The sequence below is a fragment of the Nereida ignava genome (assembly GCF_001049735.1).
In the GTDB taxonomy this organism is placed as follows: Bacteria; Pseudomonadota; Alphaproteobacteria; order Rhodobacterales; family Rhodobacteraceae; genus Nereida; species Nereida ignava.
Map to the genome: position 1 here is coordinate 55,143 of NZ_CVPC01000009.1, position 13,603 is coordinate 68,745.

Sequence of the window (13,603 nt, forward strand, 5' to 3'; positions counted from 1 at the left end):
CGCGTGTCATGTATATCTTAGGGCCAGACTTAGAGCGGGCGACGCCCCGCGACAACCAAGGACATTGCATCATGGCAACACAAGCCCCTGAAACACGTATCGTCGAGCAATACCGCGTGGCCTGTGATGGCGGTGAGGGCGCGCTTGGCCACCCTCGCGTTTGGCTGCAAATCCCGCAAGAGCACGGTTGGGTTGAATGCCCCTACTGTGACTGCAAAATGATCCATCAGGATCACCAAGACAAAGCGTAAACCACCGCTGCGGCGCTGTGATCGTTTGGTGGCGCTTACTTAATCTGGAGCGACCCCTATGACTTTTGGACCCGGCTGCCATCTGCACCTTATCGACGGATCAGCATTTATCTTCCGTGCCTATCACGCGTTGCCACCGCTGACCCGCAAGTCAGACGGGCTGCCGATTGGTGCAGTATCGGGCTTTTGCAACATGTTGCAGCGCTACGTTGAGGGCAACACGGGCAGTGATGTAACCCATTTGGCCGTCATCTTTGACAAGGGCAGTCATACGTTCCGCAACGATATGTATGATCTTTACAAGGCCAATCGCGATGCGATGCCCGAGGACCTACGCCCGCAAATCCCGTTAACCCGCAAAGCGACCGAAGCGTTTAACATCGCGTGCAAAGAGCAGGCTGGCTATGAGGCGGACGATATCATTGCGACGCTCGCGCGCATGGCGCGTGAAGCGGGTGGGCGCTGCACGATCATTTCAAGCGATAAAGATCTGATGCAACTTGTCGGTGGCGGAGTTGAGATGTTCGACGCCATGAAAAACAACCTGATTGATAGCGAAGGAGTTGAGGCAAAGTTTGGTGTTGGCCCTGAGCGTGTTGTGGATGTGCAGGCGCTTGCAGGCGATAGCGTTGATAACGTGCCGGGCGCGCCGGGTATCGGCGTGAAAACTGCTGCGTTGTTGATCAATGAGTATGGCGATCTGGAAACGTTGCTGGACCGCGCGTCTGAGATCAAACAGCCCAAACGCCGTGAAACGCTGATCAATCACCGCGAACAAATTGAGCTGTCAAAACGTCTTGTGACCCTCGATGATCAGACGCCGTTGGATTATGGCCTCGATGATTTGGAAGTTCGCGACCCTGATCCGGAGCAGCTTCTGGCCTTCTTGGCTGAGATGGAGTTCCGCACCCTGACGCGGCGCATTGCTGATACTTTGGGCGCAGAGGCTCCTACCATTGAAGATACGCCTGTCATCAGTGCAGACGCACCCGAAGCCGAAGCGGTGCCTTTTGATGCAGCCGCCTATGAATGGGTGAAAACCTCAGAAGCCCTCCAGTTGTGGATCGACCGTATTTATGCCCGTGGTTATGTGGCGGTGGATACGGAGACAACTGGCCTGAACGAGATGATTGCCGATCTGGTGGGCGTTTCTTTATGCGTGGATGCGGGCAAGGCCTGCTATATTCCGCTGACCCATAAAGGTGGCGATGCGGATGATTTGTTCGGGGATGACACGCTGGCCGAGGGGCAAATGGATTTTGCCACTTGCCTGAGTATGCTCAAGCCAATGCTTGAAGACCCGAGCATCGTGAAAATCGGCCAGAACATGAAATACGATGCTAAGATTTTTGCTAATGAAGGCATCGCCGTGCACCCGATTGATGACACGATGTTGATGTCTTACGCCATGAACGCCGGTTTGCATAACCACGGTATGGATGCACTGTCGGATCGGTATTTGAGCCATACACCAATCCCGATCAAGCCGCTTTTGGGCACAGGTAAATCAGCGCGCACCTTTGACCGCGTCCCTGTTGAGGAGGCGGTGCCTTATGCGGCAGAGGATGCGGATATCACGCTACGCTTGTGGCAGTACTTCAAGCCACGGTTGCACCGCAGCCAAGTCACCAAAGTCTATGAAACGCTTGAGTGTCCTTTGGTGCCTGTGTTGGCCCAGATGGAGCGGACAGGTGTGCAAGTTGACCGCGATACTCTGAGCCGGATGTCAAATGCCTTTGCCCAGAAAATGGCAGGGCTTGAGGACGAAATTCACAAGCTAGCGGGACGTAGCTTTAACGTAGGCTCCCCCAAACAATTGGGTGAAATCCTATTTGATGAGATGGGTATCGAGGGTGGCAAGAAGGGCAAAACCGGTGCGTATGCAACGGGTGCCGAAGTGCTTGAGGACCTTGCCACCGAGCATGATCTGCCGGCCCGTGTTTTGGATTGGCGGCAGCTGAGCAAGCTGAAATCGACCTACACAGACGCGCTGCAAGATCACATCAATCCACATACGGGCCGCGTTCACACAAGCTATTCAATCGCTGGTGCCAATACTGGCCGCCTTGCCTCTACGGATCCGAATTTGCAAAACATTCCAATTCGTTCTGAGGAGGGCCGCCGCATTCGTGAGGCGTTTGTAGCCCCTGAAGGCAAAGTGCTTGTGGCGCTAGATTACAGTCAGATTGAGCTGCGGATATTGGCCCATATGGCTGATATTGCGGAGCTAAAGCAGGCATTTAAGGACGGTTTGGATATTCACGCGCTAACTGCATCCGAGATGTTCAATGTCCCCCTTGATGAGATGACACCTGACGTACGCCGCCAGGCAAAGGCCATCAATTTCGGAGTGATCTACGGCATTAGTGGCTTTGGTCTTGCGCGCAACTTGCGCATTCCGCGTGCTGAGGCGCAGGGCTTTATTGACCGCTATTTTGAACGCTTCCCCGGCATCAAGGATTACATGACCGAGACGAAAGCTTTTGCAAAAGAGCACCTGTACGTTGAGACGCTTTTCGGACGCAAAATCAACACGCCAGAGATTGCCGCCAAAGGTCCGCGGGCTGGCTTTGCGCAACGCGCCGCCATCAACGCCCCCATTCAGGGCACTGCGGCGGATGTCATTCGTCGTGCGATGATCCGGATGCCTGATGCTATTGCTGATTTGCCTGCCAAGATGCTTTTGCAGGTACATGACGAGCTGTTGTTCGAGGTAGATGCGGACGCCGCTGACGCACTAACGGCTGTGGCCAAAGAGGTGATGGAGAACGCGGCCAACCCGGCGGTACATCTTGATGTGCCGCTGATTGTTGATGCGGGTCGCGGGGCGAACTGGGCTGAGGCGCATTAGCGCGGCTCAGGTCTCCAAATCAGCCGAGCGGATGAGCGGAAAGAAACTTCCCTGAGAGGTGACGCCAAACCATTTTGCGCCCTCGTGGTCTTGGTGGTGCCCGATATCAGCAAGCCGGTAGAATGACTTGCGATCAATCAACGCCTCAAGATTGCTACGTACCAGAATATAGGGTGAGGGTTCGCCTGCATCGCTATAACTGACGCGAATGGGGTGATCTGGGCCAGCTACGACCACATCACCTACGTTCGTGTGAAACGTCAGCCCGCGTTGCGTTTCGTCAAAATCAATTGCCACAAACGGCGCGTCCACCACCCGAAGGCCTACTTTTTCGACTGGCGTGACCAAAAAGTATTTGTCGCCCTCGCGTTTCAAAATTGTTGAAAACAGTCGCACGAGCGGTTGCCTGCCGATGGGGGTGCCTTGGTAAAACCAGGTGCCATCGCGTTTGATTTCCATGTCTAAATCGCCGCAGAAAGGCGGATTCCACAGATGAACCGGCGGTAAACCTTTGCCTTTTTGCGCGGCCTGCGCGGATGCGGCGATGCCTTCTGCGGACGGGGGCACATTGATGTGATCGCTCATTGTTTTGTCATTTGCCCTTTGCGTTTTACATGGTTTGATAACGATATATGCGGTTGAGGAGATTTGTCATGGCCGAAGCAGAAATGGTGGCGCAAATAGATGCGCTGGGCGTGAAACTGGCGGCGGCCAAAACGAGCATCACCAAACGCTTTATCGGCCAAGAGCGTGTGGTTGAGTTGTGTCTCGCGGCGCTACTATCTGGCGGCCATGGCCTGTTGGTTGGTCTGCCGGGGCTGGGCAAAACGCGGCTTGTTGATACTCTTGGTACTGTTATGGGGCTTGATCAGCGCCGTGTGCAATTCACACCCGATCTGATGCCCGCCGACATTATTGGGTCCGAAATTCTTGATGATGTGGACGGAAAGCGCGCGTTCCGGTTCATCGAAGGCCCTATTTTTTGCCAGCTTTTGATGGCGGACGAGATCAACCGCGCCAGCCCGCGTACCCAATCGGCCTTGCTGCAAGCTATGCAAGAACGTGAAGTTAGCGTGGCTGGTGAACAGCGAGCTTTGGGTGATCCGTTCCATGTGTTGGCCACGCAAAACCCCATTGAGCAGGAAGGTACGTACCCGTTGCCAGAGGCCCAACTGGACCGTTTTTTGGTGCAAATTGATGTGAAAAACCCGGATCGTAGCACAGAGCGTGACATCCTGTTAGCAACGACAGGCGCCGAAGATGCGGTGTCTGAGCAGGTTTTTGAGGCCACAGAGTTACGCGATGCCGAACGGCTCGTGCGCCGAATGCCTGTGGGCGATGCTGTGGTTGACGCGATTTTAGATTTGGTGCGTGCATGCCGACCTGACGAAGCCACAGCCTCAGAACAAGTCCGCGAAGCTGTTGCATGGGGGCCGGGTCCGCGTGCGGCACAGGCCTTGATGTTGACCGTTCGGGCGCGCGCATTGCTTGAGGGTCGCTTAGCGCCATCCCTTGAAGACGTGGCCGCCATGGCCGTGCCGGTAATTAAGCACCGTATGGCGCTGTCATTTGCGGCGCGTGCCCAAGGCGTAGCTCTTGAGGCGCTGATCTCATCTGTCGCTGCTGATTTGGGTGCGGGATCAAAGGCCGCGTAATGGTGGCATCGGCTCTCTCCACACGGCTAGGTGCCGAGAGTGAGGCAAGCAAGCTGCCCGCGTTGCAGGTGGCAGCAGAGCAGCTGGCCTCAACGGTGATGATGGGCGTGCATGGACGGCGCAGGGCCGGCATGGGCGAAGAGTTCTGGCAATATCGTCACCACCGCGCCGGAGATGAGCCGCGCATGATTGACTGGCGACGTTCGGCAAAATCCCCCGACACTCGGTTTGTCCGCGAGTTAGAGTGGCAAACGGCGCAGAGTGTTTCAATGTGGGTCGATCCTGCCGCCTCCATGCGCTTTGCAAGCAAAGGTAATCCAACCAAATCAGAACGTGCACAGCTGTTGGGGCTTGCCTTGGCGATCATTATGTTGCGTGGCGGAGAACGGGTTGGGCTGACGGATGGTGACACCGTTCCGCGCGCCGGGATGGGACAGTTGACGCGTGTTGCTGCGGCACTGTCGAAGGCCGAGATTGACGCGGACTTTTCTGCGCCTGATGCGCGTCAGTTGGCAGCGCATTCAACGGCTGTTTTCATAAGTGATTTTCTGGGCGATCTTGCTGCAATTGAAGCCGCTGTTTCCGAGGCCGCCTCACGCGGGGTACGCGGTGTTTTGATCCAAACGCTGGACCCACAAGAAGAAGTCTTTCCCTTCAAGGGGCGCACTATTTTTGAGAGTATTACCGGTGTGCTACGCCACGAAACCAAGCGCGCGGGTGATCTGCGGGACCGCTATCTGGAACGACTGGCCGCGCGCAAGGCGGCCCTTTCGGGATTGGCAAGCGCGACAGGTTGGCAGTTTCACACGCACCACACGGATCAGTCGCCTCAACTGGCGTTGCTTTGGGCTTATCAAGCCTTGGGCAGGACTTAGATGTCGGCCGTATTCAACATCGCATTCGGTGCGCCATGGCTGTTGCTGGGTTTGTTGGCCCTGCCGATCTTATGGTTTTTACTGCGCGCCGTGCCGCCTGCGCCAATCAAACGCCGGTTTCCTGCGGTGTCACTCCTGCTTGGGCTTAAGGATACAGAGGTTGAGGCTGACAAAACGCCATGGTGGCTGATGTTGCTGCGAATGTTGGCCGTTGCGGCGGTAATCATCGGCTTTGCTGGCCCGGTTTTGAACCCTTCAGCGGAGACGCAAAATACTAAGGGGCCTTTGGTCATTGTTATTGATGGCACTTGGGCCAGCGCGCAAAATTGGCCAGCGCAACTGGACAGAATTGACAGTGCGTTAGAGGCAGCGTCCCGCCAAGGTCGGCGCGCTGCAGTAGTCCGTTTAACTGACCCTGTGGTTGGTCTTGAGTTTGCAGCGGCGGATGTTTGGCGCAGCCGTCTTGCGGGGCTGGCCCCCCAACCTTGGGCGGCCACAAGCGGTCCTGATTGGGTGGCGGATGTGCCTGAGGGTGCGCAAGTTTTGTGGATGAGTGACGGCTTGGCGCGTGAGGAGCGTTTGCCTTTACTTGCAGCACTTCAGACCAAGTCAGAGGTCACAACATTTGAGGAAAGCGCCCCGATTTTCGGCCTTACGCCCGCGGTTTTGCAAGACGGTGTTGTCATAATTGAAGCCCTGCGCAACAGATCCGGCACAGCACAAGAGATAATCGTAAACGCTGTGGGTCGCGATCCTGCAGGCATTGAGCGCGTACTAACGCAGGTGCCTCTCTCTTTTGCGGCCTTAGACATGAGCGCGCAGGCAGAGATAGTCCTACCGGCTGAGCTGCGTAATCGTGTGAGCCGCTTTGAAATTGAAGGCATCGCAACCGCTGGGGCATTCACCCTTTCTGATGATGAGCTACGGCGACGTGAAATTGCGCTGATTGACGGGCGCAGTGCCGGTGAGGGCGCACAACTACTGTCTCAGCTTTATTACTTGGAACGTGCGCTGCGTCCTACTGCGGACCTTATCCAAGGCGCATTGCCGGATGCGTTGTTGGCTAATCCTGATGTGATTGTTTTAGCTGACGTGGCTAATTTAACCCAAGCAGAGACACAGGGGTTGACGGATTGGGTTGAAAGCGGCGGGCTGATGTTGCGATTTTCTGGGCCGCGCCTTGCGGCCAGTGATGTGGCGCGAGGCGCACAAGACCCCCTTATGCCCGTACGCTTGCGGTCTGGTGGGCGTTCAGTTGGCGGTGCGATGTCGTGGGGCGAGCCGAAATCGCTTGCGCCATTTGCTGCTGATACACCGTTTTATGGCCTCGATGTTCCTGCGGATGTTGCGATCAACAGCCAGCTTGTTGCAGAGCCTGATTCGAATTTGGCACAGCGCGTTCTGGCTGAACTGAGCGATGGCACGCCGCTGGTCACACGCAAGGCACTTGGACAGGGGCAGGTTGTCTTGTTCCACATCACTGCAAACGCCGAGTGGTCTAACCTTCCGTTATCTGGCTTGTTTGTGCAGATGCTGGAACGGCTTTCAATCAGCGCACGCGGACAAGGTGATGCGGCGGGTGATTTGCAGGGAACCACTTGGCAGTTGACGGCAGAACTTGGCGCGAATGGGCGGCTTGAAGCCGTGAACACGCAAGCGGGCCTAAGCGGCGAGCAACTTGAATTAGCCCTCACTGATGGTGGCGTGAATGATCAAGTGCGTCCCGGAATTTACACCAGCGATGCACGCAGTCTGGCGCTTAATGTGTTAGGCAGTGGTGCGCGTCTTGCGGCGCCTGATTGGCCAAGCAGTGTCGTGGTTGAGGGGCTTAGCCTGCCCGCAGAGCAGCCGCTGAAAGGTTGGCTTTTGAGCGTAGCTTTGGCGTTCCTGTCAGTCGACATTATCGCCTCGCTTTGGCTTGCGGGCCGTCTTTTGGGACCAAGCGTCGCGGCGATTTTCCTTGGGGCTTTTTTGCCCAATTTAAGTATTGATCCGGCCTATGCGCAGGGCGGGCAGCCCAATGATATTCGCGCGATTGAGGCCACGGCAGAGGTCTCGCTTGCTCATGTTTTGACGGGTGATGCGCGTGTGGATGAAATGGCGCTTGCGGGTCTGCGCGGGCTCTCGGATGTACTTTTTCGGCGCACATCGGTTGAGCCAACAGTGCCAACATCCATTGATTTGGGAACTGATGAGCTTGCGTTTTTTCCGTTTCTGTACTGGCCTATCACCGCGAACCAGCCCCTGCCGTCGGCGGATGCTTATGCCAAGCTTAACAACTATTTGCGCACTGGCGGTATGATCCTTTTCGACACGCGGGACGGTAGCACAACCTCGTTTGGTGCAAACAGCCCCGAAGGGAAACGCCTGCAGTTGATTGCGGCACCGCTTGATATTCCCGCGCTGGAGCCGCTTCCGCGCGGGCATGTTCTAACGCGGTCGTTTTATTTGCTGCAGGACTTTCCCGGACGTCATACCAGCCGTGATGTGTGGGTGGAGGTGTCGCGCAGTGATGTTGGCGACGGTACTGATTTACTCGCCCAAAACCGCAATGACGGTGTGAGCCCTGTGGTGATCGGTGGTAATGACTGGGCGGCGGCATGGGCTGTAAGTCCGTCTGGTGGACCTATGGCGCCAATCGGTCGTGGGCGTGCAGGGGAGCGGCAGCGCGAGATTGCTTACCGGTTTGGGGTGAACCTGATCATGTATGTTCTGACGGGCAATTATAAGGCGGACCAAGTGCATGTTCCCGCCTTGCTTGAACGGTTGGGGCAGTGACGCGATGAATGAGGTGTTGATCAATCCGTTGGTACCTTTGCCCGTCATTTTGTTGGCGGGTGCGATCTGTGCTCTGTTGTTGGCGTTTGCTTTGTGGCGTGGCCTTTCGGGTGTTTGGTTGCGGGCCTTGGCTTCGGCTTGCGTGTTGTCAGCAATGGCCAACCCTTCACTGCAACGTGAAACCCGTGAGCCGTTGAATGACATTGTGATTGTCGCGCTTGATCAGTCTGCCAGCCAAGATATTGCTGATCGTTCCACACAAGCTACGCAGGCACTTGATGTAATTGTGACGGCTGTGCAGGCGCGGCCAAGCACGGACTTACGCGTGATAGATGTGCCAGACAGTGCCGATGATCAGGGTACGAAACTGATGAGCAGCTTGTCGCAAATCCTTGCTGAAGAGCCTCGTGCACGTGTTGCCGGGATTGTGGCGATTACAGATGGTGTGGTTCATGATCTATCTGTCACCCCAGATTTTCCGGCACCGTTTCATGTCCTTTTGACAGGACGCGCTCAAGATTGGGACAGGAAGCTGACGGTCCAAGACGCGCCTGCTTTTGCGATTTTGGGCGAAGAGGTTTTGCTGGGTCTGCGTCTGGATGATGTGGGCGCTGTCCCGAATGCTGTGGCCAACGGTCGGGCGGTTTTGGACATTGCGATTGACGGTGGCGCGCCCCGTCGTTTTGAGGTGCCAGTGGGTGAAGACCTGCAACTGCCCGTGACGCTGCCTCACGGGGGCATGAATGTGTTGCAGTTTTCAACGCCGGAATTGGATGGTGAGCTAACAGCCCGCAACAACACATCAGTCGTGCAGATCAACGGTGTGCGGGACCGTTTGCGCGTGTTGTTGGTCAGCGGAGAACCCCACGCCGGCGAGCGGACTTGGCGCAACCTTTTGAAGTCCGACAGCAGCGTGGATTTGGTTCACTTCACAATCCTTCGCCCCCCCGAAAAGCAAGACGGCGTGCCCATTGACGAGCTGTCGTTGATTGCTTTCCCAACGCGCGAGCTTTTTTTGGAAAAGATCGATGAGTTCGATTTGATTATATTTGATCGATACAAACGGCGGGGCATTTTGCCCACGGCCTATATCGATAGCATCCGCACCTACGTTGAGCAGGGCGGTGCGGTTTTGATTGCAGCGGGTCCTGACTTTGCTTCAGCAGTTTCCATTTACCGCTCTCCGCTGGCCGATGTTTTGCCTGCGCGGCCCACAGCGCGGGTTATTGAACAGGGGTATTTACCGCAGGTGTCAGAGCTTGGTGCAAAGCATCCGGTCACCCGTGGGTTAACTGGTGCAAATAAAGGCGGGCAGCCACCTACTTGGGGGCGTTGGTTCCGACAAATAGAGGTTGAGGCTGAGCGGGGACAAGTTGTGATGACAGGCGTGGATGATCAGCCGCTTCTGGTTCTGGACCGCGCGGGTGAGGGGCGTGTGGCGCAGCTTGCATCGGATCAGGCATGGCTGTGGGATCGTGGTTTTGAGGGTGGTGGTCCGCAGCTTGAACTGTTGCGGCGCCTTGCGCATTGGATGATGAAAGAGCCCGAGCTTGAGGAAGAAACGCTTACCGCCGAACAAGATGGGGATACACTTGTCATCACGCGGCGTACTTTGTCTGATGACGTGTCCGATGTATTTGTGACAACTCCTGATGGTGCGGAGCAAACGATTACCCTGAGCGAGGTTGCACCTGGGCAATTTGAGGCGGTGCTTGAGGTGGATGAAATGGGTCTTTACCGCCTGAGTGATGGTAAAATTGACGCTGTGAAAGCGATTGGCCCCGCCGCGCCGCGAGAATTTGCTGATACCATTGCCACGCCTGACTTATTGGCCCCCGCCGTGGAGAAAACACAGGGCGGTATTGTCCCGATAATCGATGATGTGCCGCGTTTGCGGGACGTGCGTGTGGGCCGGCCGGCATCCGGTCGGGGGTGGATCGGTCTAACACCGCGAGGGGCGTATCAAACGACGGACGTGGTCCTAACGTCGCTGGTCCCTGCGTGGTTGTTTTTGCTTCTTGCGGCAGGCTTAAGTGTTGCAGCGTGGTTGCGGGAAGGACGGCGCGCCTAGAGTCGCAAGGCCTAGAAAGGTTTGACCACGACGAGCCACAAAACACCAATCGCGCCGAAGACGCTCACTTCATTGAAAACTCTTAGCCAGCGGTCAGAACGTGGGAATTGGCCCTGCTTGGCGGCTGAAACCATCTTGCCGGTGTAGGCGTAATGAGCAGCTAGGCACGCCACAACAACCAGTTTCCACCAAACCCATTGCGGGAAGCCCCAAACGCTTGCCAGCCAGATACCAGTGAAGATTGCGATCACTGCAAGGCCTGCGGAAAAACGATACAGTCGGTACGTCAGATCGCCTAAATCACCGTTAACACCGTGTTTATCAAAGTCGCGCTTCCAATAGATGAGCGCGCGGGGAACGGCGAAGATGGACGTCATCCAGCCCATGACGCACAGAATATGTATGATTTTGATCCAATCCATACGCCTTGGGTGAACCTTGCTGCGGCGTTTTGCAAGATGGGAATCCTTGCGCCAGCGTGAAATTGGTTATATTCCCTTACCAATTGTATCAAGCTGGAGCGTTTATCATGGAAATGCCTGTCCCGAATACTGCTGTGTTGTCAAAAAAAGCAGCTGTTGTGCGTCGGTTGAGTGAGGTTTTGCCCTCCGATGCAGTGATCCATGAAGAACGCGAGGTGAAGGCGTATGAATGCGATGCGCTCACCGCTTACAAGTGCCCACCGCTTGCCGCGGTATTGCCAAGCACAACTGAACAAGTCGCGGCTGTTTTGAAAATTTGCCACGAAGAAAACGTCCCCGTGGTACCGCGCGGCTCTGGCACGTCGCTTGCTGGTGGTGCTTTGCCCACTGCGGATTGTGTGATCCTTGGGGTGTCGCGCATGAATGAAGTTCTGGAAACGAACTACGATGACCGCTACGTGCGGGTCCAATCTGGCCGTACTAATTTGAGTGTGACCGGAGCCGTTGAAGAGAACGAATTCTTCTACGCGCCTGATCCCTCCAGCCAGCTTGCATGCGCGATTGCTGGTAACATCGCTATGAACTCGGGCGGTGCGCATTGTCTGAAATATGGTGTGACGACCAACAATTTGATGGGCGTCAAGATGGTCACGATGGAGGGTGAAATCCTCGAGATCGGTGGTGCGCACCTGGATGCTGCAGGGCTTGATCTGCTTGGACTTATTTGTGGGTCGGAAGGCCAGCTTGGTGTTGTTACCGAAGCGACCCTGCGGATTTTGCGTAAACCCGAAGGCGCGCGCCCGGTGTTGGTGGCCTTTAACGATAATGAGGTCGCGGGCGCCTGTGTCGCAGACATTATCAAGGCGGGCGTTCTGCCCGTGGCGATTGAATTTATGGACCGGCTTTGCATCGAGACAACTGAAAACTTTGCCCAAGCTGGCTATCCTGATTGTAATGCGCTGTTGATCATTGAGGTCGAAGGGTCTGACGCCGAGATTGATATGCAGCTTGATCTGATTGCTAAGATCGCAGCCAAGCACGATCCAATTGAAGTGCGCCAAAGCAAAAGCGCCGAAGAAAGTGCCGCGATTTGGTTGGGTAGAAAATCTGCGTTTGGCGCCATTGGTCAGATTAGCGATTACATGTGTCTTGATGGAACAATCCCCGTTTCTGCGCTGCCCCAAGTGCTTGGTCGGATTGGTGAGTTGTCAGAGCAATATGGCTTGCAGGTTGGTAATGTGTTCCATGCAGGCGACGGCAATATGCATCCGCTGATCCTTTATAATGCGAACAAAGACGGTGATTTGGAGCTGTGTGAGCAGATGGGCGCAGATATTTTGCGTCTATGTGTCGAAGTGGGAGGCTGCCTGACGGGTGAGCACGGTGTCGGCATTGAGAAGCGCGATTTGATGGTCGATCAATACGCCCCTGATGATCTGGATATTCAGATGTCAGTCAAAGATGTGTTTGACCCCAAGTGGCTTTTGAACCCTGCAAAAGTATTCCCGCTTGCCTCATCTGATGCGCGCCGCGTGAGTAGTATCGCGGCGGAATAAGCGCCACTTTTTGGATATTTAGAAACAAAAGAAGTTATCATGAGACCTGAAACTGAAGCGGCGTTAGCCGAAAATATTGCGGCTGCTCGTGGTCCATTGCGTATTGTTGGTGGTGGCACTCGCGATATTGGCACGCCTGTCGCAGGTGAGTTGGTTGAGACCGCTGGCATGTCGGGCATCACGCTTTATGAACCCGGTGCGCTGACGCTTGTGGCCAAAGCCGGAACGCCTTTGTCGGAGATTGAGGCGGCAGTTGCAGCCGAAAATCAGCGTCTTGCATTTGAACCGATGGATCACCGCGGTCTGCTTGGCACATCTGGGACGTCGACCATTGGTGGTTGTGTCGCTGCGAACGTAAGTGGCCCGCGCCGCATCTCTGTAGGGGCGTGCCGTGATCATATGCTGGGCGTGCGAATGGTTGATGGAGCTGGCCGCATTTTGAAAAATGGCGGTCGCGTGATGAAGAATGTCACAGGGTACGATCTTGTGAAATTGATGTCCGGCAGCTTTGGAACTCTGGGTGTCCTGACAGAGGTGTCGCTTAAGGTCCTTCCCGTTGCGCAGACCCAAGCCACAATCATTTTGCATGATGTAGATGCAGTGCGCGCAGTTGGGGCTCTGTCCGCCGGTCTGGGCAGCCCTTACGAAGTTACAGGCGCCGCCTATGATCCAGCGCTGCGCGAGGCTTACCTGCGCATCGAAGGATTTGAAGACAGCGTTGCGTATCGCACTGGTGAATTGAAAAAGGTGCTTGCTGGTTTTGGTGAGATGAGCGTTTCCGATGACGTGACCCTGTGGGAAGGCATCCGGGATGTGTCCGTGTTTCACGGTAAAGAAGGCGATGTTTGGCGTATTTCTGTTCGTCCTTCCGACGCGCCTGCAGTCTTGGAAGCGGCTGGTGCGGATGCTGCCTTGTTGGATTGGGGCGGCGGTGTGATTTGGCTACGCGTTGCAGAGGGGCGTGACTTGCGAACCGCGTTACAGGGTATTTCGGGCCACGCGACGTTGGTGCGCGCCTCTGCGCAAACGCGTGCATCCTTGGCCGTGTTCCATCCGGAAGATGCAGGAGTGCGCCGCTTGAGTGACGCGCTGCGGGCAAAATTTGACCCACGCGGCATTTTGAATACAGGATTGATGGGGTAGG

10 protein-coding genes are annotated in these 13,603 nt (G+C 55.7%); 8 read left to right on the forward strand and 2 right to left on the reverse strand.

The features are described from left to right. Positions 1-71: 71 nt before the first annotated feature. Both NIG5292_RS08960 and polA read left to right on the forward strand, forming a co-directional pair. Positions 72-251, forward strand: coding sequence for a zinc-finger domain-containing protein (locus NIG5292_RS08960; protein WP_048599195.1), 180 nt, complete (start codon positions 72-74; stop codon positions 249-251). 58 nt (positions 252-309) lie between these two features. Continuing rightward, the gene (gene polA, locus NIG5292_RS08965) at positions 310-3,102 is read left to right on the forward strand and encodes a DNA polymerase I (protein WP_048599196.1); all 2,793 of its coding nucleotides are present in this window, start codon (positions 310-312) and stop codon (positions 3,100-3,102) included. Positions 3,103-3,108: 6 nt separating this feature from the next. On the opposite strand, the gene NIG5292_RS08970 is transcribed toward polA, so the two are convergent. Next, positions 3,109-3,687 (reverse strand): DUF1285 domain-containing protein, encoded by a 579-nt coding sequence (locus NIG5292_RS08970; RefSeq protein WP_048599197.1) that lies wholly within the window; start codon positions 3,685-3,687, stop codon positions 3,109-3,111. Between the two features lie 68 nt (positions 3,688-3,755). On the opposite strand from NIG5292_RS08970, the gene NIG5292_RS08975 reads away from it, so the two are divergent. The 4 genes from NIG5292_RS08975 to NIG5292_RS08990 are packed head-to-tail and all read left to right on the forward strand — an operon-like array spanning position 3,756 to position 10,481. Next, positions 3,756-4,757 (forward strand): AAA family ATPase, encoded by a 1,002-nt coding sequence (locus tag NIG5292_RS08975; protein ID WP_048599198.1) that lies wholly within the window; start codon positions 3,756-3,758, stop codon positions 4,755-4,757. After that, complete coding sequence (locus tag NIG5292_RS08980; protein ID WP_048599199.1) at positions 4,757-5,632, forward strand: DUF58 domain-containing protein; 876 nt, start codon at positions 4,757-4,759, stop codon at positions 5,630-5,632. The genes NIG5292_RS08975 and NIG5292_RS08980 overlap by 1 nt, the downstream gene beginning before the upstream one ends. Continuing rightward, positions 5,633-8,410 (forward strand): DUF4159 domain-containing protein, encoded by a 2,778-nt coding sequence (locus tag NIG5292_RS08985; RefSeq protein WP_048599200.1) that lies wholly within the window; start codon positions 5,633-5,635, stop codon positions 8,408-8,410. Then, the gene (locus NIG5292_RS08990; protein WP_233488202.1) at positions 8,376-10,481 is read left to right on the forward strand and encodes a hypothetical protein; all 2,106 of its coding nucleotides are present in this window, start codon (positions 8,376-8,378) and stop codon (positions 10,479-10,481) included. Before NIG5292_RS08985 ends, NIG5292_RS08990 begins: the two co-directional genes overlap by 35 nt. 11 nt (positions 10,482-10,492) lie before the next feature. Here NIG5292_RS08990 and NIG5292_RS08995 read toward each other — a convergent pair whose 3' ends face one another. Then, positions 10,493-10,903 carry a CopD family protein gene (locus NIG5292_RS08995; protein WP_048599201.1) on the reverse strand — a complete coding sequence of 137 codons (411 nt, stop codon included), beginning with the start codon at positions 10,901-10,903 and terminating at the stop codon, positions 10,493-10,495. A gap of 107 nt (positions 10,904-11,010) precedes the next feature. Here NIG5292_RS08995 and NIG5292_RS09000 point away from each other — a divergent pair, with 107 nt between their 5' ends. Continuing rightward, a complete protein-coding gene (locus NIG5292_RS09000; protein WP_048599202.1) occupies positions 11,011-12,459 on the forward strand; it encodes an FAD-linked oxidase C-terminal domain-containing protein in 1,449 nt (482 codons plus the stop codon). 39 nt (positions 12,460-12,498) lie between these two features. Next, on the forward strand, positions 12,499-13,602 hold the full coding sequence (gene glcE / locus NIG5292_RS09005) for a glycolate oxidase subunit GlcE (RefSeq protein WP_048599203.1): 1,104 nt from the start codon (positions 12,499-12,501) through the stop codon (positions 13,600-13,602). Position 13,603: the final 1 nt, after the last annotated feature.